The sequence below is a fragment of the Halocynthiibacter sp. SDUM655004 genome, from assembly GCF_026015885.1.
Lineage (GTDB): Bacteria > Pseudomonadota > Alphaproteobacteria > Rhodobacterales > Rhodobacteraceae > Falsihalocynthiibacter > Falsihalocynthiibacter halioticoli.
In genome coordinates, this window is the sequence record NZ_JAPDUG010000001.1 from 1,091,854 (window position 1) to 1,114,724 (window position 22,871).

General features: G+C 56.0%; 21 protein-coding genes. 12 read left to right on the plus strand and 9 right to left on the minus strand.

The features are described 5' to 3' along the window. Window positions 1-3 precede the first annotated feature (3 nt). From N9C89_RS05385 to N9C89_RS05405, 5 genes are all read right to left on the minus strand, one after another. Window positions 4-393 (minus strand): GtrA family protein, encoded by a 390-nt coding sequence (locus tag N9C89_RS05385; RefSeq protein WP_263952809.1) that lies wholly within the window; start codon window positions 391-393, stop codon window positions 4-6. Further along, window positions 390-1,388 carry a glycosyltransferase family 2 protein gene (locus N9C89_RS05390; protein WP_263952810.1) on the minus strand — a complete coding sequence of 333 codons (999 nt, stop codon included), beginning with the start codon at window positions 1,386-1,388 and terminating at the stop codon, window positions 390-392. Before N9C89_RS05390 ends, N9C89_RS05385 begins: the two co-directional genes overlap by 4 nt. Continuing rightward, window positions 1,385-2,920, minus strand: a complete 1,536-nt coding sequence (locus tag N9C89_RS05395; RefSeq protein ID WP_263952811.1) for an ArnT family glycosyltransferase — start codon at window positions 2,918-2,920, stop codon at window positions 1,385-1,387. Before N9C89_RS05395 ends, N9C89_RS05390 begins: the two co-directional genes overlap by 4 nt. 69 nt (window positions 2,921-2,989) lie before the next feature. Next, window positions 2,990-4,516, minus strand: a complete 1,527-nt coding sequence (locus N9C89_RS05400; RefSeq protein WP_263952812.1) for a phospholipase D family protein — start codon at window positions 4,514-4,516, stop codon at window positions 2,990-2,992. Window positions 4,517-4,623: 107 nt separating this feature from the next. Continuing rightward, on the minus strand, window positions 4,624-5,730 hold the full coding sequence (locus N9C89_RS05405) for an AI-2E family transporter (RefSeq protein ID WP_263952813.1): 1,107 nt from the start codon (window positions 5,728-5,730) through the stop codon (window positions 4,624-4,626). 260 nt (window positions 5,731-5,990) lie between these two features. Here N9C89_RS05405 and N9C89_RS05410 point away from each other — a divergent pair, with 260 nt between their 5' ends. Genes N9C89_RS05410 through N9C89_RS05425 form a run of 4 tightly spaced genes read left to right on the plus strand, consistent with a single transcriptional unit; the run spans window position 5,991 to window position 9,484 of the window. Then, window positions 5,991-6,890 carry a metal ABC transporter substrate-binding protein gene (locus tag N9C89_RS05410; protein ID WP_394358482.1) on the plus strand — a complete coding sequence of 300 codons (900 nt, stop codon included), beginning with the start codon at window positions 5,991-5,993 and terminating at the stop codon, window positions 6,888-6,890. Beyond that, on the plus strand, window positions 6,880-7,797 hold the full coding sequence (locus tag N9C89_RS05415; protein WP_263952815.1) for a manganese/iron ABC transporter ATP-binding protein: 918 nt from the start codon (window positions 6,880-6,882) through the stop codon (window positions 7,795-7,797). Before N9C89_RS05410 ends, N9C89_RS05415 begins: the two co-directional genes overlap by 11 nt. After that, window positions 7,794-8,654 (plus strand): metal ABC transporter permease, encoded by an 861-nt coding sequence (locus N9C89_RS05420; protein ID WP_274655073.1) that lies wholly within the window; start codon window positions 7,794-7,796, stop codon window positions 8,652-8,654. The genes N9C89_RS05415 and N9C89_RS05420 overlap by 4 nt, the downstream gene beginning before the upstream one ends. Continuing rightward, window positions 8,651-9,484, plus strand: a complete 834-nt coding sequence (locus N9C89_RS05425) for a metal ABC transporter permease (RefSeq protein WP_263952816.1) — start codon at window positions 8,651-8,653, stop codon at window positions 9,482-9,484. Before N9C89_RS05420 ends, N9C89_RS05425 begins: the two co-directional genes overlap by 4 nt. Here the strand turns inward: N9C89_RS05425 and N9C89_RS05430 are convergent. Next, complete coding sequence (locus N9C89_RS05430) at window positions 9,481-10,050, minus strand: TetR/AcrR family transcriptional regulator (protein WP_263952817.1); 570 nt, start codon at window positions 10,048-10,050, stop codon at window positions 9,481-9,483. The two genes, N9C89_RS05425 and N9C89_RS05430, sit on opposite strands and share 4 nt — an antisense overlap. A gap of 114 nt (window positions 10,051-10,164) precedes the next feature. On the opposite strand from N9C89_RS05430, the gene N9C89_RS05435 reads away from it, so the two are divergent. Then, complete coding sequence (locus tag N9C89_RS05435) at window positions 10,165-10,623, plus strand: (2Fe-2S)-binding protein (RefSeq protein WP_263952818.1); 459 nt, start codon at window positions 10,165-10,167, stop codon at window positions 10,621-10,623. A gap of 1 nt (window position 10,624) precedes the next feature. Further along, window positions 10,625-12,865, plus strand: a complete 2,241-nt coding sequence (locus N9C89_RS05440) for a xanthine dehydrogenase family protein molybdopterin-binding subunit (protein ID WP_263952819.1) — start codon at window positions 10,625-10,627, stop codon at window positions 12,863-12,865. Window positions 12,866-12,929: 64 nt separating this feature from the next. Here N9C89_RS05440 and N9C89_RS05445 read toward each other — a convergent pair whose 3' ends face one another. Both N9C89_RS05445 and N9C89_RS05450 read right to left on the minus strand, forming a co-directional pair. Next, the gene (locus N9C89_RS05445; RefSeq protein ID WP_263952820.1) at window positions 12,930-14,273 is read right to left on the minus strand and encodes a DEAD/DEAH box helicase; all 1,344 of its coding nucleotides are present in this window, start codon (window positions 14,271-14,273) and stop codon (window positions 12,930-12,932) included. 322 nt (window positions 14,274-14,595) lie between these two features. After that, the gene (locus N9C89_RS05450; protein WP_263952821.1) at window positions 14,596-15,462 is read right to left on the minus strand and encodes an MBL fold metallo-hydrolase; all 867 of its coding nucleotides are present in this window, start codon (window positions 15,460-15,462) and stop codon (window positions 14,596-14,598) included. A 213-nt stretch (window positions 15,463-15,675) separates the two neighbouring features. On the opposite strand from N9C89_RS05450, the gene nspC reads away from it, so the two are divergent. The 5 genes from nspC to N9C89_RS05475 all read left to right on the plus strand — a co-directional run bounded on the left by nspC (window position 15,676) and on the right by N9C89_RS05475 (window position 20,064). Next, window positions 15,676-16,779 carry a carboxynorspermidine decarboxylase gene (gene nspC / locus N9C89_RS05455; protein ID WP_263952822.1) on the plus strand — a complete coding sequence of 368 codons (1,104 nt, stop codon included), beginning with the start codon at window positions 15,676-15,678 and terminating at the stop codon, window positions 16,777-16,779. Window positions 16,780-16,799: 20 nt separating this feature from the next. Further along, window positions 16,800-18,044: a saccharopine dehydrogenase family protein gene (locus tag N9C89_RS05460; protein ID WP_263952823.1), complete on the plus strand. Its 1,245-nt coding sequence runs from the start codon at window positions 16,800-16,802 to the stop codon at window positions 18,042-18,044. Window positions 18,045-18,308: 264 nt separating this feature from the next. Next, window positions 18,309-19,127 (plus strand): VOC family protein, encoded by an 819-nt coding sequence (locus N9C89_RS05465; protein ID WP_263952824.1) that lies wholly within the window; start codon window positions 18,309-18,311, stop codon window positions 19,125-19,127. Next, window positions 19,127-19,546 carry a hypothetical protein gene (locus tag N9C89_RS05470; protein WP_263952825.1) on the plus strand — a complete coding sequence of 140 codons (420 nt, stop codon included), beginning with the start codon at window positions 19,127-19,129 and terminating at the stop codon, window positions 19,544-19,546. Before N9C89_RS05465 ends, N9C89_RS05470 begins: the two co-directional genes overlap by 1 nt. A 137-nt stretch (window positions 19,547-19,683) precedes the next feature. Continuing rightward, window positions 19,684-20,064: a VOC family protein gene (locus N9C89_RS05475; protein ID WP_263952826.1), complete on the plus strand. Its 381-nt coding sequence runs from the start codon at window positions 19,684-19,686 to the stop codon at window positions 20,062-20,064. Between the two features lie 21 nt (window positions 20,065-20,085). Here N9C89_RS05475 and N9C89_RS05480 read toward each other — a convergent pair whose 3' ends face one another. Then, complete coding sequence (locus tag N9C89_RS05480; protein ID WP_263952827.1) at window positions 20,086-20,853, minus strand: DeoR/GlpR family DNA-binding transcription regulator; 768 nt, start codon at window positions 20,851-20,853, stop codon at window positions 20,086-20,088. A gap of 497 nt (window positions 20,854-21,350) precedes the next feature. Between N9C89_RS05480 and glpK the strand changes: the two genes are divergently transcribed. Further along, window positions 21,351-22,838, plus strand: a complete 1,488-nt coding sequence (gene glpK, locus N9C89_RS05485) for a glycerol kinase GlpK (RefSeq protein WP_263952828.1) — start codon at window positions 21,351-21,353, stop codon at window positions 22,836-22,838. Window positions 22,839-22,871 lie beyond the last annotated feature (33 nt).

The following is a 22,871-nucleotide window of genomic DNA, read 5'->3' on the forward strand; positions in this document are numbered from 1 at the left end:
AGATTAATTGTCGTCTGATTGGCCGGCAAATGCCCAGTTGCGGCTCAGGATATAGGTCGAGGCCGCAGCGCATGCTGTCGAAACCAGCAGTGCGATCTGAGGAGCCAGAGGGGATATCCAGAGTAGCAGCGCCAAGAGGCTTTCATTGATCGCAAACCCGATGAGCGCCACCAGCGCAAACCTCAGAAACGCACGCCGCGGATTGCGGCCATTCGCGGCGAACGTGATCTTGTGATGCCCCAGAAAGCTCACCCCGAACGCCACCAGAAACGCGCCAATATTGGCCAGTAGGGGCGCCACGCCAATCGTGATCAGCCCGGTTCCAACGGCCATATGCACCAGCGTCGCTATGCCACCAACACCACCAAACCGTAGGATTTCGCCGATGTTCATGCGTCTTTGGCCGCCTCGTGGTCACCCGCGAGGATTTCCTCGGCCACGATATACCCTGGGCGGCCTTTCACCTCTGTAAAGATGCGGCCAAGGTATTCGCCAAGTACGCCGATGGAAATAAGCTGTATCCCCCCAAGGAAGAACACCGCCACCGTCAGCGTTGACCAACCCGGCACATCCGCACCCCAAATCAGCGTTCGGATGGTGATCCATACCGCATAGAGAATTGAGAACAGCGCAAGGATACCGCCGATCAACGTCCAGACCCGTAAAGGCCAGCTTGTAAAGCTCGTGAGGCCCGTAAACGCGTGGCTAAACAACCCTCGGAAGCCAAACTTCGTTTCCCCTTCTTTGCGTTTCTCAAGCACAACGGGAATGGCAATGGAACGAAACCCGACCCAACCATAAAGCCCCTTCATAAACCGATTGCGCTCGGGCAGGTCGAGCAGGGCCTCAACCACAGCACGGTCCATCAAGCGAAAATCGCGGGCGTCTTCCGGAACGGTGAATTTGCTGCCCACTGACATCATCCGATAAAAGGCTTTGGTCAGGTTGCGCTTTGCAAAACTCTCGTCTTCTCGGTTTTCCCGCACCGCATAGACCATCTCATAGCCGTCGCGGTAATGCTCCATCATCGTGTCCACATAGCGCAGCGGCTCTTGCAGGTCGGCGTCAAGGATTACAACGGCTTGCCCTGTGGCGCGCTCAAGCCCCGCCATGATCGCCTGTTCCTTGCCGAAATTCCGCGACAGGCGCAGCAAGACAACGGGGGTTGGCACATCCGCAGATTTTACCTTGGCAACGGTTTCATCCGCGCTGCCATCATCAACTACGATGATCTCGGCGGTGGTTACCAATTCCTGCGCTTTGGCCGACACACGCTTGAGGGTTTCGAGGATGTTGCCCTCTTCGTTATGCGCCGGAATGACGAAAGACAGCTCAGGTCTATCGGTGCCGAGCGCCGTTAGCGTGGTATCTCCGCGTTGTGTCGTCACTCGGTTTCCCCTGCGATTGCATTCGTTTCACTCGGCCCTAACAACAGCGTGTAGCGGCCCTCTGTGTCAATGCGTTTGAGAGTTGCTTTCGCTTCGGGCGACAGCCGCTTGAAGTTTTTGGTCGCGATTATATAGGCCGCATTGGGGCGGGTTGGGTCGATATCGTCAACCGAGATATGCTCAACTTGGCCACGGGTATAGAACTCCACAGAGAAGCTGCGCGGCCCAACAGAATAGGCGTCGGCATCAGGCGCGTAGTCCTCAAGTGCGGTCACAACGCTTTTGTGTGATCGCAGGTTCAATACTCCGGGCGCTTGCCATTCAACCAGCGTAACAACCGCAAAGAGTGCAAAGCTCGCCGCTGTTAACGTGGAAAATCCGATGCGCTCAAGCCGCCCGATATGAAAGCCGCGAATATGGCCCGCAAGCGTGACCAAAAGGATCGCTGCGGCGGGAAGGCCGGGGAGGACATAAGAGGGGAGGATATTGGCCGCAGGGGTAAACAGGATCATCGGGCCGATCATCCACAAGAACAGATAAAGTAACCACGCGCCGCGTTCCGACCGGAAGGCCCGCCAGATACGGCGCGGGAAGGCCAAAAGCGCGAGGAAGGCGATCGTCCACGGAAAGACCGTTCCGAGCCAGAACAGCCAGATCATCCCTTTGGGGCGCCCATGGCCACTGCCGTACAGATCACCTTCCCAGCCGTGAACAACAAAGCGTTCGTAATGCTCGCCGATGATGAAATACCGCAGGAAACCGGGCGTTTCGTATTCCGCAAGCGCATACCACGGCACCGTTAGAAGCAGCATCAGCGCCAGCCCCCTGAACCAAGGCAGGCGGATAAAGCAAACAAACCGCCGCGTCGCCAGTAGCCATAACACCGTTGGAATTCCGCAAAGAACAATTGCAACGGGCCCCTTCGCCATGAGCCCGATGGCAAAGCCAAGGAACACAAGCATGCCCCAGCGATTGTCTTGTTCATCCTGACACGCGCCGAACCAGAAGCCGACCATCACGAGCGTAGTGCCGAGCGCCATAGGCATATCTGTCATTACGTAAGCAGAGGCCCCGAAGAACATGGCCCCACTTGCAAGAACAACCGAGGAGAGGAGGGCGGTCCCTTGGCCAACCATCCGCCGCGCAAACAGATAAGTGAGCGCCAGAACGCCAATACCCGTCAGCAAAATCGGAAGGCGGGCGGCAAATTCGCTTATGCCAAGCCCCGCCAATCCAAGCGCGGAAAGCCAAGTGTGCAGTGGCGGCTTGCCCCAGAACGGCACGCCGTAATCAAACAACGGCGTGATCCAATTGCCTGTCTCCAGCATCTTGCGCGCCATCTCGCCATAGCGGGCTTCTGTGGTGTCCGTGAATGGGATCACGGCCATCGCCCAAAGGCGTAGGAGCAAAAACGCAAACAGCGTTGCGATGAGCGCCCGTGCATAAGACGGGCGCAGGGGCCAATCGCTTAGCGTCGCATCGACAGTGTCTGCGCCTGATGTGGAGGTTTTTGTGGTGGATGTCTTGGTCATGGTTGGCCCGCAATTCTTGCTTTTGCCCCGCCCATAGCACGACAAGTGGCTGATAGGATAGGGGCTTGCCTAAAGCTGTCCTTCCACGGGAAGCCAGCTTGTAATTCGGGCAACAGCTCTACGGATTGCGCTTGCGCCAGGTTCCGAGAAAGAAACCTGCGGGGGCGACACTCCGTTATAAATCCACATCAGCTCGCCCTCCGATGTGAGTTCGAGCTTATAGGCGTGGCTCTCAACATAGTTGTCAACGCCAAGGGCAAGGTCGCGCGCAAACTGTGGGCTATTCACAAAGACACCAAGCTCTGAATTGATTTCGATTGAGCGAGGGTCGTAGTTGAGCGAGCCGATGAACACCTTCTCTTGTCCAAGAATGGCGGCCTTTGTGTGCATCGTAAGGCCAATGTCGCTGTCGGCCGGAAGCTCGCCAAGGGCCTGTAGCGCATCGGTCTTGATCTCGTAAATCTCGACGCCTGCCGCAAGCAGCTCCTTGCGGTACTTCATGTATCCGCCATGAACATAGGAATGGTTGGTGGCAGCAAGCGAGTTTGTCACGATCCGCACGTCAATGCCGCGCCGCTCCATTTCCTTAAACAAGGTGGCCCCATAAGGACGCGGCACAAAGTAAGGCGTTAGCAAAGTGACCTCATCGACCGAAGTCCACATCTCGCGGTTCAGAAAATCGGCGAGCGTGCGTTCTGCAACGTGGACAGGTACTTTGAGCTTTTGTGGCGTATCGCTAACCACTTCGGCCTCAGCGACATAGGGTTTTATCACACCGTTACGAATGTCGTTGATAAAATCCGAATTCGAAGCACGTTTATAGATGTCTGCGGCGGCGGTGCGCTGGAAATCTTCGAGAGCGCCAAGAAGTTCGTCGCTGCTGCGCGCGGTTGCCTGATGCCGATATGCTTTGGCCGGAATGGCGTGGCTGTCATTCCAGAATGTGTCGAAGGTTTGGGCCACTTCTGCGGCGATCGGCCCTGTGGCCAGCAAATCGAAATCTGCGAATTCGGCGTGGCTGTTGATCTGGAAATACTCGTCGGCAATGTTGCGCCCGCCGATGATCGTGGTCGCGTTATCAACCGTCAGGGATTTGTTGTGCATGCGCCGGTTCACACGATCGAAATCCAGAAGGAAGTTGAACGCTTTGGGCGCGTTACGTGACAGGGGATTAAACAGGCGAATTTCGATGTTTTCATGCTCGTTGAGCAATACCAACTGATCGTCTGTTGTGGTTGTGAACACGTCATCAATCAGAAACCGGATGCGCACACCGCGCTCTGCGGCCTGAATGAGCGCCCAAGAAAACACAGCGCCCGCGAGGTCAGGCTTGATCAGGAAGTACTGGATGTCGAGCGTGGATTCCGCTGCATCAATCAAACGGAGCCGTGCCCCAAGAGAGTCTTGCCCGTGAACAAGCGGGTAAAAGAGGCTCTTGCCGCCATGCCGCGCGCTCAGAGCTTTCATCTCGGCCGCATAGCTTGAGCGCCCCTGAAGGTCGAGCGATGTTGTTACAGAACGCGTGGCGTCATAGGGCACATAGGTACACCCCGTTACAGCCGCCGCTATAAAGAGCGCAGCTGCGCCGCGTTTCATGGATCCGAGCCAGTGTTTTGGGCCCGAAAGCAAAGAGGAAACACGCATTCTTAAACCTTATGTATTTATGAAACCTGCGCACCAGAATGGGCGCATGTTGGATAAAGTCAAACCAAAGGGTGCTCTTCGGGGTGCGATTGGTCGGCGCTTGTGGGAAATGTACCATTCCCCGACATCAGGATGGCGATCCACCGCACGCGCGGAACATGCGAAAGAAGCAGCATGATGCACACCGTGATGGGCACACTTAAAAGCGCCCCCATGACGCCCCAGATCGTTCCCCAGAATGTCAGCGAAAAGATAACCATCAGTGGCGACAGATTGAGCGATTTGCCCATGAGCGCAGGCTCGAGCACGTTGCCGATTAGGAACTGAATACCGCCACATCCGAAAACGATAATGAGGAAAGGCGTAATTGAATCAAACTGCACGATAGCCACAATCGCCGGCATCACCACGCTGATGATCGAGCCGATTGAGGGGATGAAGTTCAGAAGGAACGTCATGATCGCCCATGTTTCGGCGAAATCCACGCCAAGCGGCTTCATCACAGCATAGCTGAACGCGCCAGTGAGCAAACTCACGAGGGTTTTCACTCCGATATAGCGTTGAAGCGAGTGCGAGGCGTCATTCATGACATTCAGTATCTGGGTGCCGACTTCCGGCGATACGGCGGCAAGCTTGACCTTGGCGCGCATCTGGACCCGCTCGGCGAGCATGAACGGCAAGAACAGCACGATCAGAAACAGCATCTTCAGCACCGACGTAGCAGAGCCAAGCGCTCCGAGGGCCCAGCCTCTAAAATCAAGTGACTGCAGAGTCGAAATGATAAAGCGTGTGTTGTCTTCGCCGATAAAGTCTCCGAACCCCGAAATCCATATTGCGAACCGTGCCTCGTATTTGGGGAAGGCGGCAAAGACTGCGGCGTCTTGTTGAGTCAGAATCCAAAGCACAGAGAGCATGCCGAACAGCACGAGAATGATCGACACCACATAGGCAAGCCAAATTGGTATTCCGAAACTGCCGAAGCGGAAGCGGATGATCCGGTCAGCAAGCGCCGTCAGCAAGACAAAGAGAAATATCGCCGCCGCCAACGGGATAAGAAGCGAACGGGCGAAATAGAGGCACGAAATGATCACAGCCGCAATTAGAAGGATGTCTCGCCAGTAACTTAGGCCACCGATCCGCTCTTCGTTTGCAAATTTGCCGTCCAAACCTGTTCTCCTGAAATCACAGCACAAGGGCACTGCGTTTCGTCTAGTTGTAGGGCCAAGGAAAGCTGTGTCCAACCCAAACCCACCTAATTTTCGCACCAAGCCAAATATTTAAGCTGTTTTTGTGTGGTGGCTCCTCACGTAGGGGCGCGACTGTTAAATTGTTGCGAATGGTTCGCAATCTCATTGACAGTTGCGAATGGTTCTCATATTGCAACAGAGACGCCAGAGTTTGGCACGCAATCAGCAGGAGAGGGCAGATCGCTATGCGACGTTTCGGACTAATTTCATCACTGGTTTTCAGCGCCTTTGTTGCGGCGCCCGCCGTTGCTGACACGTTCAAGGCTGTAACGACTTTCACCGTGATTGCGGATATGGCCGCGAATGTTGCCGGTGATGCTGCAAAGGTACAATCGATCACCAAGTTCGGCTCTGAAATCCACGGCTACCAGCCAACGCCCAAAGATGTGCTGCGGGCGCAGGATGCGGATCTTGTTTTGTGGAACGGCATGAACCTTGAGCTATGGTTCGAACAGTTTTTTGGCAACCTGCATGATGTGCCTGCGGCTGTGATTAGTGAGGGCATCGAGCCGATGAGCATCGGCGAGGGCTCTTACGAAGGTAAACCGAACCCGCATGCATGGATGTCGCTCGATAACGCGATGATCTACATTGATAATATCCGCGATGCCTTCGTAGAGCATGATCCCGAAAATGCCGAAACGTATAAGGCCAACGCCGAGGCCTATAAGGTGCGGCTGACCGAAGAGATCGCGCCCCTTCGGGAGCGGATCAAAGAAGTTCCAGAAGAGAAGCGCTGGCTTGTGAGTTGTGAGGGTGCGTTTAGCTATCTGATCCGTGATTTCGGCCTCAAAGAGCTGTATCTCTGGCCAATCAACGCCGATCAGACCGGCACTCCACAACAGGTCCGCAAGGTTATCGACGGGGTTCGCGAAAATGATATTGATGTGGTGTTCTGCGAAAGCACGGTGAGTTCTGATCCCGCCAAACAGGTGGCCCGCGAGACAGGTGCCCGTTTCGGCGGCGTTCTTTATGTTGATAGTTTGACCAATGCGCGCGGCCCCGTGCCAACCTATTTGGACCTTCTGCGCGTGACATCCGAGACCGTGGTGAACGGGCTTCTTGCCAATGACAACTAGCCCCACAACAGGCATCTCGGCCAGCAACGTTACCGTCACTTATCGCAACGGGACGACGGCCCTACGCGATGCGAGCTTTGAAATTCCAACCGGTACCATCACCGCGCTTGTCGGCGTGAATGGTGCCGGAAAATCTACCCTTTTCAAAGCGTTGATGGGGTTTCTTCCTGTTGCGCGAGGCGAGATATCGATCCTTGGGCAATCCGTTAAAACCGCACTGCGCGAAAACACGGTGGCCTATGTTCCGCAGGCCGAAGAGGTTGATTGGTCCTTTCCGGTATTGGTCGAGGATGTCGTGATGATGGGGCGATATGGCAAGATGGGCTTCTTCCGTAGGGCCTCCGCTGCAGACCATGCGGCGGTTGATACCGCGCTGGAGCGTGTCGGCATGAGTGGCTTTCGTCACCGCCAGATCGGCGAACTTTCAGGCGGGCAACGCAAGCGGGTGTTCCTTGCGCGCGCGCTGGCGCAGGATGGCCGCGTGATCTTGTTGGATGAACCGTTCACTGGTGTTGATGTCCAAACCGAGGAGGCGATCATCGCTCTTTTGCGCGATCTACGCGAGGAGGGGCGCGTGATGCTTGTCTCGACCCATAACCTCGGGTCGGTGCCGGAATTCTGTGACAGGACCGTCCTCGTCAAGGGCACCGTGCTGGGTTATGGCCTCACACAAGATACCTTCACGCACGAAAACCTAGAGCGCGCCTTTGGCGGTGTGCTGCGCCATTTTGTGCTTCAGGGCCAAGACCTACACGACGATGACGACGCGCGCAGCGTAACCATCTTTACGGATGATGAACGTCCGCTCGTAACCTATGACAACCGCGTGCGGACCGCCGCGGAGGATCAGGCGACCGAAACCGAAAGCGATGACGACGAAGCAGCAGACACGGAGAAAACCCCGTGATCGAAACGCTGCTCCTGCCGTTTTCCTATGGTTACATGACCAACGCCATGTGGGTCTCCGCCCTTGTGGGAGCGGTTTGCGCGTTTCTGTCGGCCTATCTCATGCTCAAGGGGTGGTCGCTCATTGGCGACGCGCTTAGCCATGCGATCGTGCCTGGCGTTGCGGGGGCCTATATGCTGGGACTTCCTTTCGCATTGGGCGCGTTTCTGTCGGGCGGATTGGCAGCAGGGGCGATGCTCTTTCTCAACCAGCGTTCGGGCCTCAAAGAAGACGCAATCATCGGGATCATCTTTACGTCCTTCTTCGGGTTGGGATTGTTCATGGTGTCGATCTCGCCCACGTCCGTGGATATCCAGACGATCACGCTTGGCAATATCCTCGCCATCACACCCGCAGATACCCTGCAATTGGCGATCATCGGCGGGGTGACGATGGTGGCGCTTTTGGCGAAATGGAAAGACCTGATGGTGACCTTCTTTGACGAGAGCCACGCGAAATCCATCGGACTAAACACGGGCGCGCTAAAGCTCTTGTTCTTTACGCTTTTGTCGGCCAGTTGCGTTGCGGCGCTTCAAACGGTTGGCGCGTTTTTGGTCATTGCTATGGTCGTAACACCAGGGGCGACGGCTTATTTGCTGACGGATCGTTTCGGGCGGCTTCTCTGGATCAGCGTGAGCATCGGCGCCCTCACGGCGTTTTTCGGCGCCTACCTCAGCTTCTTTGTCGATGGGGCAACAGGCGGGATTATCATCACGCTGCAAACAATTGTTTTCCTTCTTGTTTTCTTCTTTGCGCCCAAACACGGAATGCGCGCCGCACGCCGCCGTGCCGCAGAAGCGCTGGAGGGCAACCCATGATGGAAACACTGCTGCTGCCCTTTCAATTCGCCTTTATGCAGAACGCGTTTTTGATCGCGCTGATCGTTGCGGTTCCGTGCTCGCTCTTGTCGTGTTTCCTCGTGCTCAAGGGGTGGTCGCTGATGGGAGACGCGGTAAGCCATGCCGTTTTACCGGGCATCGTTCTGGCCTATGTCGCGGGTATCCCGTTGTTGATCGGGGCGTTTGGCGCAGGGATGTTCTGTGCGCTCGCGACGGGCTTCCTCAAGGACAATTCCCGCATCAAGCAAGACACGATGATGGGCGTTGTTTTTTCCGGAATGTTCGGCTTTGGCATCGTGCTCTACACAAAGATCGAAAGCGACGTGCATCTTGATCACATCCTCTTTGGCAATGTGCTTGGCGTTGGTGCAGCAGACCTTTGGACGGCGGGGATTATCTCGTTCTTCGTCACCGCGATACTTACCCTGAAATGGAAGGATTTTCTGCTTCACGCCTTTGATCCGGCGCAGGCACGCGCGGTTGGGCTGCGCGTTAACCTTTTGCACTATGGGCTGCTTGCCATTCTGTCGCTGACCATCGTGGCAACGCTCAAGGCGTCGGGCATCATTCTGGCGATTGCGCTGCTGATTTCACCGGGGGCGATTGCGTTTCTGATTACCCGGACATTCTCGCGGATGCTCTGGGTTTCTGTGCTGGTGACAAGCCTGTCGATGGTGACGGGGATCTATGCCAGTTTCTTTATCGACAGCGCCCCTGCGCCAACGATTGTACTGGTTCTGACGATTGTATTTATTGCGGTTTTCGTGATTTCTCAGGTGCGCGCGCGCCGAATTGCCAACACGGTTTAACCGTCGATGATGGCCTGAAGGCTCGTCGCAAGAAGCGGTGTTGCTGTGTCTGAGTGATCAAGGCCCAACCCATCGATGCGGAAGATGCGGCGGGTCATGTCAAAGCCAAGAATTGTCGAGAGGAGCAGGGCGGCTTTTTCGTCGCAATTTGCGTAGCCTTCTTCGCGGAGTTTGTCGGCCAAAACCTTAACAAACAAGTCGCTCAGCGCCTCTGTGATAACCGATACTGACTCTTCGGAGGAGGCTGATCTCAGCATCGCAAGTGTCGGGTCAAACCCTTCTTTCTTGAGCGGGTGACCCATGAGAACAGCTGCCATATGTGCGCCGAATGTGCTCATATCGTTGCCGAAGAACTCATCCGCATTCACCGTTGCAACCACCGCCTTATAGAGCCCATGTTTCGAGCCGTAATAGCGGTTGATCAGGGCGACGTTTATGCCTGCTTCGGCGGCGATTTCGCGCATTCCGGCGCCATCGAACCCTTTGGCCGTAAACAGTTTTTGCGCCGCTGTCAGGATGTCTTCGCGGGTCGCGTCTGCATTGCGTTTGCGTTTTACTGCCGGCACTAAAGCGCGTCCCCTATGTAAACAGTTGTTGACTTGCGGTTGGTTAGATGTAATCGTGTGTTTACTTAATGGATTGCTCACGCAATTGACAAGCAAAAACCAAGGAGGGGTTCCGTGGAATTAACAGTTAACGGCGTTTCGCGCGAGATTGATGTCGAAGAAGACATGCCGCTTTTGTGGGCGCTGCGCGACGAGCTCGGGATCAAGGGGCCGAAATACGGCTGTGGCGTTGGGCAATGCGGAGCTTGTTCCGTGTTGATTGATGGCGAATTGGCGCGGTCCTGTCAGGTGGCAGCGGTTGATGTTTGGGGCGAGGTCACAACGATTGAGGGGCTTGGTACCCCCGATAGCCGCCATGCGGTTCAGGAGGCGTGGATCGCGCATCAGGTTGCACAATGCGGTTACTGCCAATCAGGCCAGATTGTCGCTGCGACGGCCTTATTGGCTGAGAACCCCGCGCCGACCGACGAAGAGATCGACGACGCCATGTCGGGCAACCTTTGTCGCTGCGGGACGTATCCGCGCATTCGTGAGGCTGTGAAAACTGCCGCGAAATCCCTTCAGGAGACTTGATATGAGCCGCATTGGAAAAATTGCCCGCCGTACATTCCTGATTGGGTCGGTCGCCGTGGTTGGCGGCGTGGCTTTTGGATATTACACCTATAAAAAGCCGATCAAAAACCCGCTGTTGGATGATCTGGCCGAAGGGGATGCCGCGCTGACGCCGTATGTGCGTATCGACCAATCCGGGGTTACGATCATCACGCCGCGTGCCGATTTGGGGCAGGGGGCGTATTCGATACAGGCTGCGCTTGTTGCCGAAGAACTGGATGTAGATCCGAGCGCGGTTAACGTTGATCCCGGCCCGCCGAGTGCCGCCTACTACAACAGCAAGATTGCTGGCGAGGGGCTGCCGTTCTCTGCGCTTGACGAGAGCACGCTGGCGAGCTCCGCGCGTGACTTCGGCGAAGGCGTGGCCAAGGTTTTGGGAATTCAGATCACGGGTGGCTCCTCGACCGTACCAGACGCTTATGAAAAGCTGCGCATCGCTGGCGCGGTGGCACGCGAAACGCTCAAGGCGGCAGCGGCCAAGGAAACGGGCGTTGCTGTTTCTGAACTTCAGACACGCGATGGTCATGTAATCCTGCCCGATGGCACCGAGATAGCCTATGCTGATTTGGCGGCCACTGCTGCGTCGATCGAGCCGATTGAGAAAGTACAACTCCGTGATGCTGCGTCGTGGGAGCGTCTTGGTAAGAGCCATGAGCGCCTTGATATCGTTGCAAAATCTACTGGAACATTGCCCTTCGGCATTGATCTGGAGATGGACGGAATGCTCTATGCTTCGGTGCGGACCAATCCGCGCATGGGTGGCGAGGTTCTGGGCTTTGACGCGACAGAGGCCGAGGGGATGCGTGGCGTTCTTAAGGTTGTGCCGATCAAGGGCGGCGCGGGCGTGATTGCCGACAATACGTGGCGCGCCATACAGGCCGTGAACGCAATCGAGTTTGACTGGGGTGAGGCGCCGTATCCGGCAGAGCAGGACGCGCTCTGGGAGGCCACACGCGCGGCGATCAACTCCGATCAGCAAGACAGCCGCTTCAAGGATGAAGGCAATGTGGAGCCTGTTCTGGCCGAAGGCGGTGTGCTTGAGGCCGAGTACCGCATACCCTATCTCGCGCACGCGCCACTTGAACCGATGAACGCCGTGGTGCAACTCAAAGACGGGCGGCTTGATATCTGGACCGGAACCCAAATCTCGCGTTTCCTTGTGGCCAAGGCCGCGAAAACGGCGGGGATTGAGGCGGAGAATGTCCACCTCCACAACCAATATATGGGTGGTAGCTTCGGGCGGCGGCTTGAGGATGAATATGTCCAACAGGCTGTGGAACTAGCGGTGGCCCATCAGGGCGCACCGATCAAGATGACGTGGTCCCGCGAAGAGGACATGACACATGATTTTCCGCGACCGATGCAGGTTTCCCGCGCACGGGGTAAGGTACAGGACGGCAAAGTTCATGCCTATGACCTCGCAATTGCCGCGAGTTCGACCTCGGAGTCACAAATCGGGCGGCTTGGTTTTCCCGCAGCAGGGCCGGACATTGCGATTGTTCAGGGCGCTTGGGACCAACCGTTTGCGATCCCCAACTACCGCGTTACCGGATACCGTGCGCCTGCGATGGTGCCGGTAAGCTCGTGGCGGTCCGTCGGCGCGTCGGGCAATGGGTTCTTGCATGGCGGTTTCCTTGACGAGTTGTTTCAGGAAGCGGGCGCTGATCCGCTCGCGGAAATGCTGCGCCTATGCAACCACGACGCCAGCCGTAAGGTGATCGAAACCGTTGGCGAGATGGCCAACTGGGGCAGCGATCTTGGCGCAAACCGTGGGCGAGGCTTGGCGTTTTGCGTGAGTTTCGGTGTGCCGACCGCGGAAGTTGTCGAAATCACCCAGACAGAGAGCGGCATCAAGATCGACAAAGTCTTTGTGGCGCTTGACGTGGGGAAGGTGCTGGACCCCGTCAACTTTGACAATCAGGTCAAAGGCGGCGTGATCTGGGGGCTTGGCCATGCGATGCTGAGTGAACTGACCTATTCAGATGGGCGTACGGAGCAGGAAAACTATGATTGGTACGAAGCCATGCGGCTTTATCAGGCGCCTGAGATTTTCGTCCAAGCTGTTGATAACGGATCACAAATTCGTGGCGTAGGGGAGCCTGCGGTGCCGCCTGCTGCACCGGCTTTGGCCAATGCGATTTTTGATGCCACTGGGCAGCGCATTCGCGAACTGCCATTGTCGAAACATATCGATTTTGTCTGACGCTGTTAGATGCACAAACGAAAGCGGCCCGCGTGGTGATCACGCGGGCCGTTGTTTTTTTGGGTTAGGATGCGGCGCGTTTACTGCCACCAGAGCGCCTGCGGTTGCCGCCCTTTGGTGCGCCCTGTTTCTGGCCACCTGATTTTGGTGCGCCACGCTTTTGGCCGCGCGGTTTACCGCCTTGGTTGCTGCCGCCGCCAGCGCCGAACCGACGTTTCCCGCCACCGCCAGCACCGCCGCGTTTGCCGCCACGGCCCCCGCGGTTTGGCGCGGTTTCAACTTCCCAGATACGGCCGCTGGCCACATCGAGTTCGTTGCCGATTACCTTTTGGATGGCGCGAAGTTCGCCCATTTCAGAGGAGGAACAAAAGGCAATCGCTTGGCCCGAAGCACCCGCCCGCGCGGTTCGGCCAATACGGTGAACATAGTTTTCCGGTACGTTCGGTAGGTCGTAGTTATAGACATAGGCGACGCCCTGAATATCAATGCCGCGCGCAGCAACATCAGTTGCCACAAGAACGGTAATCTCGCCCTCTTTGAAGGCTTTGATCGCGCGGTCGCGCTGGCCTTGGCTCTTGTTGCCGTGGATCGACCCAGCAGCAAACCCAGCGGCGCGAAGGCTTTTCATCAGCTTCTCTGCACCATGTTTGGTCCGCAGGAACACAAGCGACATCTCGTCTTTATGCTTGGCCAGTAGCTCGACCAAAAGGCTCTGTTTGGCAGGCTGTGCCACGAAATGCACGCTTTGCGTGATCTTCTCGGCGGTCTGGCCGGAGCGCGCAACCTCGACCCGCACAGGGTTGGTCAGATAGGAGTTGGAGAGCTCCTGCATTTGCTTGGGCATCGTGGCCGAGAACAGCAGCGTTTGCCGCTCTTTTGGAAGCAGGGGAGCGATCTGGCGCAGGGCGTGGATAAAACCGAGATCCAGCATCTGATCCGCTTCGTCGAGCACAAGATAGCGCGTTTCAGACAGGCTCACTGCGTTACGATCGAGAAGGTCAATCAACCGGCCTGGTGTCGCGATCAATAGGTGCGTTCCACGGCGCAGGAATTCGATCTGGCGGTTGATGCCAACGCCACCAACAACAAGGCCCACACGAAGGTGGCTGCCTTTGGTGAAGGCTTCGAGGCTATCGGCAATCTGTTTCGCGAGCTCGCGCGTCGGAGCGAGGATCAGGCCTGCAACGTGCTTTGGCTTGGGTTTGCCGCCGTCTTTTGACAGCGCGTGGATGAGCGGGAGGCCAAATGCGGCAGTTTTACCCGTACCGGTCTGGGCAAGGCCCAGCACATCGCGGCCATTCATGGCGTGCGGGATGGCTTGGGTCTGGATTGGGGTCGGTTCGGTGATCCCAAGTTCTTCGAGTTTATTTACAAGGCGGGGTGTCAGCCCCAGCATATCAAAATCCATTGCGGATTATCCTTTCACAGGCGCAGCCAATGCAATGACAGCAACCTGAAAGCGCGCCCACAGATATGCAGGAACGCAATACAAATTCCCCCGCCGTTGATGGCAGGGTGTGGCGTTAGGGTTGCGCGATAAATCCGGTTCGAGCCGAATTGCCCGATGGCCGTTTAGGCGCTGCCCCCCCGCGTGATGTGGGAAACAAATAAGGTGAGGCCGCATCAGTTGCCGAATAGGGCAACGGTCTGCTCACGCGACAGAGTGCTGGCTTCGGGTGCTATGTGGTTGATTGGCGGCGTAAAGTCAAGCGGCGCAGGCGAAAGCGCGCCTAGAGTGTGTTTATTGGCACCTTGAGGTAGCGCGTGCCGTTGTCTTCGGGCTCGGGCATTTGGCCTGCGCGCATGTTCACTTGAATTGACGGAAGGATCAGGCGGGGCATCCCCAGCGTTGCATCGCGGGCCTCGCGCATATCGACAAAGCTTTCGAGCGTTGCGCCCTTTCCCACATGGACATTGAGCGCCTTTTGCTCGCCGATTGTGGTTTCCCAAGCGAAATCATCCCGCCCCGGCGCTTTGTAATCATGGCCAACAAAAACACGTGTTTCATCTGGAAGTGTGAGGATTCTTTGGATCGACTGAAAGAGCCGCTCCGCCGAACCACCAGGAAAATCGCACCGTGCCGTGCCGAAATCGGGCATGAACAACGTATCGCCGACAAATGCACAATCTTCGATGACATAGGTGAGGCACGCAGGCGTATGGCCCGGTGTGTGCATGACCCGCCCTTTGAGCGCACCAATTTCGAATGTATCGCCCTCAGAGAACAGCGCATCAAACTGGCGACCGTCACGTTGGAACTCGGTGCCTTCGTTGAAAATCTTGCCGAATACATCCTGAACAACGGTGATGTTCTCGCCGATGCCGATTTTGCCGCCCAAAGCTTCCTGCAGGTAAGGGGCGGCGGAGAGGTGATCAGCGTGGACATGGGTTTCGAGGACCCACACAACATCCAGCCCCTCGCGTTTCACATAGTCGATGATCGCATCGGCAGATTGAGTGGAGGTGCGCCCGGCGGCTGGATCGTAGTCTAGCACGGAATCAATGATTGCGCAGGATGGTCCTTCCGGATCCTTGACCACATATGAAATGGTATTTGTATCCGTATCAAAGAAGCTTTCGACGCTAGGATTTCTCATGGTGCTCTCCCAGATGCTATTATTAGAATATAGTGGTTTTGTTCCCGTTTAGAAGAAGAATGTGGGCCTGTTTTTCAAATGAAGGCGTTAAATCGGGATGGTGTTCTGTCTGTGCGGCTTTGACGGCGCAGGGCGTGACGTGGCGCATCGACTTGTCAAGGAAACCCAACCTTTCTATACGAAGTATTCTTTTGCTTGGACGAGGCGCGGATCATGCCAGAGATTACAACGCCATATTACCAAATGGACTTGGTCGCTTTACGCCGGAACATGAAAATCATGGCCCGTTTGCGCGCGCTTTCGGGCGCGAAAACGCTGCTGGCGCTCAAGTGTTTCGCCACGTGGTCGGTGTTTGACGAAATGCGCCCCTATATGGATGGGACGACGTCATCCTCGCTCTTTGAGGTCCGGTTGGGCCGTGAGGAGTTTGGCGGCGAAACCCATGCTTATTCTGTGGCCTATGCGGATGACGAGATTGACGAGGTCGTCAGCCATGCTGACAAGATCATTTTCAACTCCATCAGCCAGTTGGAGCGGTTCGAAGCGCAATCCGAAGGGCTTGCGCGGGGACTGCGGATCAACCCGCGGATCAGCACATCAGATTTTGACCTTGCCGATCCTGCGCGCCCCTTTAGCCGCCTTGGTGAATGGGATATGGCGCGGATTGAAACCGTTGCCGACAAGATCTCGGGCGTAATGATCCACAACAATTGCGAAAACGGCGACTTTGCGTTGTTTGACCGCATGCTTGCACAGATCGAGGGCGAGTTCGGCGCGCTCTTGCATAAACTGGAGTGGGTGAGCCTTGGAGGCGGTATCCACTTTACGGGCGATGATTACCCGCTTGAGGCGTTCGCCGCGCGGCTCAAATCCTTCGCCGAAACCTATGGCGTGCAGGTGTATCTTGAGCCTGGAGAAGCCGCGATCACCAATGCCGCGAGCCTTGAGGTGACGGTGCTGGACGTGCTCAACAATGGCAAAGACCTTGCGATTGTCGATAGCTCTATCGAAGCGCATATGCTCGACCTGCTGATCTATCGCGAAACAGCCAAAGTGGCGCCCAATGAAGGGCCGCATTCTTATATGATCTGTGGAAAATCCTGTCTCGCGGGCGATGTGTTTGGCGAGTTTGCCTTTCCTGCGCCGCTAAAGGTCGGTGACAGGATTTCGATACAAGATGCCGCCGGTTACACCATGGTCAAGAAAAACTGGTTTAACGGGGTAAAGATGCCTTCGATCGTGCTAAAGGGCGATGATGGCGAACTGCGGCTTGTCCGCCAATTCGGGTTTGAGGATTTCAAATCCAATCTGTCGTGATTAGACGAGAAAGGCACAACATGAAACGAAATGTTCTCATTATCGGCGCCGGTGGCGTTGCTCAGGTTGTGGCGCATAAATGTGCGCAGAATAACGACCTTCTTGGTGATCTTCATATCGCATCGCGGACGGTGTCGAAGTGCCATGATATCCTCGCGTCGGTCGAGGAAAAGGGCGCGATGAAGCAAGAGGGCGTGTTTGAAGCGCACGCGCTTGACGCGCTCGATATTCCGGCAACGGTTGCGCTTATCCGTAAAGTGGATGCGCAGATTGTGATCAATGTCGGCTCTGCGTTTCTGAACATGTCGGTGATGTCGGCCTGTATCGAAGCGGGCGTTGCCTATATCGATACGGCGATCCACGAAGAGCCCGACAAGATTTGCGAAAACCCACCGTGGTACGCCAACTATGAGTGGAAGCGCCGCGAGGAATGTGCCGCCGCTGGTGTGACCGCAATTCTGGGTGCTGGGTTTGATCCGGGTGTGGTGAACGCCTATGCCAAGCTCGCAGTAGATGAGTATTTTGATGACGTGCAAGAGCTTGATATCGTTGATATTAACGCAGGGTCGCACGGCAAATGGTTTTCAACCAACTTTGATCCGGAAATCAACTTCCGCGAGTTCACCGGTGTTGTCTATAGCTGGCAGGACTCCGAATGGAAGGTGAACCAGATGTTCGAGATCGGCAAGGAGTATGACCTGCCGGTGGTGGGCAAGCAAAAAGCCTATATGTCGGGCCATGACGAAATCCACTCGATCTCGCAAAACCTCAAAATCCCGAATGTGCGGTTCTGGATGGGTTTTGGCGAGCGTTATATCACCGTTTTCACCGTTCTGAAGAACCTCGGGCTGCTGTCTGAGCAGCCGGTGACAACCGCCGAAGGGCTTGAGGTTGTGCCGCTCAAGGTCGTGAAAGCTGTGTTGCCTGATCCGGCCTCGCTCGCACCTGATTATACAGGAAAAACCTGTATCGGTGATTTCGTCAAAGGCACGAAAGACGGCAAAGAGCGCGAGATTTTTCTCTATAATGTTGCCGATCACGAAGAGGCATACGCTGAAGTTGGCTCGCAAGGGATTTCCTTTACAGCGGGCGTGCCGGCGGTTGCTGCGGCGATCCTTGTGGCCTCGGGCGAGTGGGACACGGGCGATATGCGCAACATCGAGCAACTCCCGCCCAAGCCATTCCTCGGCGTTCTGGACCGTATCGGCTTGCCAACCTATATCCGCGACGAAGACGGCGAACGCCGCCTGACCGACTGGAGCTGAGGGCATCAAATTCTAGGAAAGAGGGGGCTTCGGCCCTCTTTTTTTGTTCTGGTTATGGAGTGATCGGGTTTGACAAGATAGATCAATCATTGAGGCGATGCTAAAGGTCCAAAGATCGACACCTCTGTGATTGGGGCCGCTCGAAACGGCTTGGGCTATGAGGATCAACTGCCTTCACAAAATCGTGCAACTCGCCGCGAGAGAAGAGATTTCTTGAACGCGGGACGCTTCTGTGCTGTCCTGATGGTGAAGGAGATTTTATTAATGCATTCCAGACGCAGATTTTTGTCTACTGCGGGATCAGCGATTGCCGCGTCGGCAATGACGGGGATTGCCGCTCCGGCGTGGGCCGCTTCCCGCCCGCACGGCAGTATCGCTTGGCTTGAGTTGAGTTCGGATGATCCTGCCGCATCCCGTTCGTTCTATAAAACCATGTTTGGCTGGACCTTCCGATCCGGCGGTGGTGGTATTGATGTCATCAAATCCTCGGGAACGGATGTGGGCATCATGGTGCCCTCTAAGGGGCGTGCAGTTACCAATCGCGCAAGTTCACAATGGGCGCCTGTCTTTTCGGTTACAGATGCCCTCAAAACGGCCAACACCGCGCGCTCTTACGGGGCGGAGCTCGTTGGGAATCCGAAGCGGATGGATGACAGCACTTATGTCACGATGCGCGACAACCTCGGCGCGTTCATTTCGTTTTATGATGGTGAAAAAGGCATAAGTTACAACAAGGTCGGCACCCCGAACTATTGGGGCTGGATTGATTTGTTTAGCAACAGCACCGCGCGTTCGGAGCAATTCTATCGTGGCGTGCTTGGCTTCTCAGTATCGCTCGAAGATCCAAACCATAGGTTGTTTTCCGGCACTGACGGGCGGGTGAAAGGCGGCCTTGTTCCCATACCCGGATCGCAGATCTTAACCAACTGGCTGCCCTATGTACGCGTTACGAGCCTTGAAACTGCAATCGACAAGGCAAAGTCCGCCGGAGGACGCATCCTGATGTCGACAAATCAAGCCGCTGTTGTGGTTGATCCTACAAATGCGGCCATTGGGCTTACGGCCAAGAAAGGGGGCAGCTGATGCGGAAATCTATGCGATACTGCCTTGCGAGCGCTATTGGTGCCTCCATGTTCCTTGCGGCCTGTGAGCCTTATGGCTATGCCTCTCCCGGCTATTATTCCGGCGGCATCTACTACAATAGCCCATATTACCGCTATCCGCCGCCTATCATCGTGCCAGGAAAGCCAAACAAACCTGGTAAACCTAACAAGCCAGGTAAACCGGATAAACCTGGGAAGCCAGACAGGCCCGGCAAACCGGATCGGCCAATTGTAAAACCTGTACCGCCGATCGGAACTGTTCCGACCAACCCGATTGCACCGCCGCGTCCAAATCGGCCAAAGCCGGGGATTGGCGCGCCTGGTTCACGGCCATTGCCAGGTCCGAAACCCGGAGGCGGATTTGGCGGGGGAGGCCGCAGTTTGGGCGGACGCCGCTAAATACATGACAAAAGGATTTGCGGCTCAACCACGAACCGCAAATTCGCGAAAGACATAAGACGAAAAGGAGGAGGAAATTGTAACCGGCCGAATTTCAGCTGTGGGGGCGGAACTCGGCGAATAAAAGGAGATAAGCGATGCAATTAGGTACGTTTTCCCTCAGCCTGTCCGTACAGGATTTGGCAAAGTCCCGCGCTTTTTATGAGAAGCTCGGGTTTGAAATATTCCATGGCGCTGCCGATCAGGGGTGGCTGATCCTCAAAAACGGCGACGTGACGCTTGGCCTGTTCCAAGGCATGTTCGAGCGCAATATGCTGACGTTCAATCCCGGTTGGGCCGCAGACGCCAGTCCGCTTGAAAAGTTCACCGACGTGCGCGAACTTCAAAAATCACTTTTAGATCAAGGCATTAATGTTGAAACCTCAGCCGGAGACGGATCTGGGCCAGCGAGCTTTATTGTTCATGATCCCGACGGTAATCCGATCCTCTTTGATCAGCATGTGGATGCGCCGGAATAATTGGAAATGCGCACGCGCGGCTTAATCTGAGTCTGCAAGCAGCACGCGGGTGTCCCATGCGCGGCATTTCTCGACAAACTCTGGCGCGACAGGTTGGTCGGTGATGAGCGCGTCAATCTCCTTGAGTGAGGCGATTTTCGCTGGCGCTGTGCGTTGGAATTTCGAGTGGTCGGCAACAAGGAAGGTTTTGCGGCTTTGGCGGACAATTGTTTTACTTACGCCAACCTCTAACACGTCGAAATCAAGCAAATCCCCATCTCCATCCACACCGGAGCAGCTGATGACGGCGAAATCCACTTTAAACTGCTGAACAGCTTCGATGGTTAAGTCGCCTACCAGCCCACCATCAGAACGGCGCAGCATCCCGCCCGCGATCACCACCTGACAATCGGCGTTGGCGGCCAGAATATTCCCGACGTTGAGGTTGTTGGTCACCACCATGATATTCTTGTGGTGGAGCAGGGCGCGCGCCACGGCTTCGGTGCTGGTTCCGATGTTCAGAAAAAGCGATGCCCCTTCAGGGATCTCGGCGGCGCAACGACGGGCGATGGCTTCTTTGGCTTGATCGTTTAGGCCGCGCCGGTCTTCATAGCCGATATTCGCAACGCCAGAGGGCAAAACCGCGCCGCCATGGACACGTTCGAGCTTGCCTTCGTCGGCAAGGTCGCTGAGGTCGCGGCGAATGGTCTGGACAGTCACGCCAAAGCGCGCGGCAAGATCCTCAACCGTAACCTTGCCCTCTTTACGGGCGATTTCGAGAATGTCGGGTTCGCGAAAATTATGTGCCATGCTCTGCCTCGGCTGTTTGTTCGTTTATGTTCGTTTTGGAAGTATGCATCAAGGGAATTCTCTGGATTGTCGCGTATGCCCCTTTAAATGCACCGTATTATTACGGGTTCGCTGTCTGATTTCGCGAAAGCGGTGCGTGGGCGCTGCCTAATTATTGGGCAGGTCGCATTGCAATTTCATCTAGTTTCGCGGCCAAACGAACATAAATGTTGACCGCAGATGTTCGTTTGGTTAGTTGACCTTACGCAACCGATCGTTTGCGAACATTTGTACCGCTTCAATGGGCCAGAGGTAGGACAAGTTCGCAAACGATCGGTGGCGAATTCTTCTTTCATCATCGTTTCTGCGCGTTTTTCGCTGCATTTTTGTTGTCCAATACGAGCGATACAGGGCGCTCGAAAGGGCTTGCACCGCGTTGCTGCTTCTCGCAAGCTGGAAGAACACGACCCCATTTGACGTGATTTTCTGAGTGGGGTGATAGGGCGGGGAGGAAGCAAATGCGTTATGTTCTAGCAATCGATCAGGGCACGACCTCAAGTCGGGCGATCCTGTTTGACCGTGACCTTAAGGTCGTGGCAACCGCGCAAGAGGAGTTCCCGCAGATTTTCCCGCAATCGGGCTGGGTAGAGCATGATCCGGCCGATATCTGGGCGACGACAGCAGCGACCTGCCGGATGGTGATGGAACGGGCCGAGGTGGCCTCTGCTGATGTTGTGTCGATTGGTATCACCAACCAGCGCGAAACAACGTTGGTCTGGGATCGTAAAACCGGCAAGCCAGTCTACAACGCGATTGTTTGGCAAGATCGCCGCACTGCTGATATGTGCCACGCGCTGCGCGATGCGGACCATGAAGACATGGTGCGTGAGAAAACTGGCTTGCTGCTGGACCCTTATTTCTCGGGAACCAAATTGCGCTGGATTCTCGACAATGTAGAGGGCGCGCGGGCGCGGGCCGAAGCGGGCGAGTTGGTGTTTGGCACCGTCGACACCTATCTGATCTGGAAGCTGACGGGCGGCACGTCTCATGTCACCGATGCCACCAACGCCGCGCGCACGCTGCTTTACGACATCCGCAACGGGCGGTGGAGCAAGAGCATGTGCGAGCTGCTTGATATCCCAATGGAAATGTTACCAGAGGTTAAGGATTGCGCCGCCGAGTTCGGCACAACAACTGGTGAGGTTTTCGGCGCAGATGTTCCGATCCTTGGCGTTGCAGGCGATCAGCAGGCCGCGACAGTTGGGCAAGCCTGCTTTGAGGCGGGAATGATGAAATCAACCTATGGCACGGGCTGTTTTGCCTTGCTGAATACGGGCGACACGCCGGTTGTGTCTGAAAATCGCTTGCTCACTACGATTGCCTATCAGCTTGACGGCAAACCGACCTATGCCCTTGAAGGCTCTATTTTTATTGCGGGCGCCGTGGTGCAGTGGTTGCGTGATGGGCTACAGATCATACGGGATGCGAAGGAAACCCAGCCCTTGGCCGAAAAAGCCGACGAGAGCCAGCCGCTTGTGCTTGTTCCGGCTTTCACAGGGCTTGGCGCGCCTTATTGGAATGCGGAGTGTCGTGGCGCGGTATTCGGGCTGACGCGGGGTTCTGGCCCCGCAGAATTTGCCCGCGCGGCGCTTGAGAGCGTGGGATACCAAACGCGCGACCTGCTTGAGGCCATGCAATCGGACTGGAGCGGCTCGGGTGAAGAGGGCGTTTTACGCGTCGATGGCGGCATGAGCGCGAGTGATTGGGCGATGCAGTTTCTGGCCGATATCATCAATGCTCCCGTTGACCGCCCAGAAGTGGTTGAGACAACCGCTGTGGGGGTTGCATGGCTCGCTGGGATGCGTGCTGGGTTCTATCCGCAAAAGGACGAGTTTGCCGCCACATGGCGCCGTGACTGTCAGTTTACCCCCTCGATGGAAGAGGACACCCGCGCGCGCAAATACGCCGCGTGGAAGCGCGCTGTTGAAGCGACGATGGCTGTTTGAGGGGATTGGGGCCGCATTGAAACAAAAAGGGCC

What these genes read in the sequence shown, in the direction of transcription:
- N9C89_RS05415 (WP_263952815.1), top strand. Translation starts at nt 6,880, where the DNA reads ATGACAACTAGCCCCACAACAGGCATCTCGGCCAGCAACGTTACCGTC.
- N9C89_RS05395 (WP_263952811.1), bottom strand. Translation starts at nt 2,920, where the DNA reads ATGACCAAGACATCCACCACAAAAACCTCCACATCAGGCGCAGACACT.
- nspC (WP_263952822.1), top strand. Translation starts at nt 15,676, where the DNA reads ATGCCAGAGATTACAACGCCATATTACCAAATGGACTTGGTCGCTTTA.
- N9C89_RS05460 (WP_263952823.1), top strand. Translation starts at nt 16,800, where the DNA reads ATGAAACGAAATGTTCTCATTATCGGCGCCGGTGGCGTTGCTCAGGTT.
- N9C89_RS05400 (WP_263952812.1), bottom strand. Translation starts at nt 4,516, where the DNA reads ATGAAACGCGGCGCAGCTGCGCTCTTTATAGCGGCGGCTGTAACGGGG.
- N9C89_RS05385 (WP_263952809.1), bottom strand. Translation starts at nt 393, where the DNA reads ATGAACATCGGCGAAATCCTACGGTTTGGTGGTGTTGGTGGCATAGCG.
- N9C89_RS05475 (WP_263952826.1), top strand. Translation starts at nt 19,684, where the DNA reads ATGCAATTAGGTACGTTTTCCCTCAGCCTGTCCGTACAGGATTTGGCA.
- N9C89_RS05470 (WP_263952825.1), top strand. Translation starts at nt 19,127, where the DNA reads ATGCGGAAATCTATGCGATACTGCCTTGCGAGCGCTATTGGTGCCTCC.
- N9C89_RS05450 (WP_263952821.1), bottom strand. Translation starts at nt 15,462, where the DNA reads ATGAGAAATCCTAGCGTCGAAAGCTTCTTTGATACGGATACAAATACC.
- N9C89_RS05425 (WP_263952816.1), top strand. Translation starts at nt 8,651, where the DNA reads ATGATGGAAACACTGCTGCTGCCCTTTCAATTCGCCTTTATGCAGAAC.
- glpK (WP_263952828.1), top strand. Translation starts at nt 21,351, where the DNA reads ATGCGTTATGTTCTAGCAATCGATCAGGGCACGACCTCAAGTCGGGCG.
- N9C89_RS05465 (WP_263952824.1), top strand. Translation starts at nt 18,309, where the DNA reads ATGCATTCCAGACGCAGATTTTTGTCTACTGCGGGATCAGCGATTGCC.
- N9C89_RS05445 (WP_263952820.1), bottom strand. Translation starts at nt 14,273, where the DNA reads ATGGATTTTGATATGCTGGGGCTGACACCCCGCCTTGTAAATAAACTC.
- N9C89_RS05440 (WP_263952819.1), top strand. Translation starts at nt 10,625, where the DNA reads ATGAGCCGCATTGGAAAAATTGCCCGCCGTACATTCCTGATTGGGTCG.
- N9C89_RS05480 (WP_263952827.1), bottom strand. Translation starts at nt 20,853, where the DNA reads ATGGCACATAATTTTCGCGAACCCGACATTCTCGAAATCGCCCGTAAA.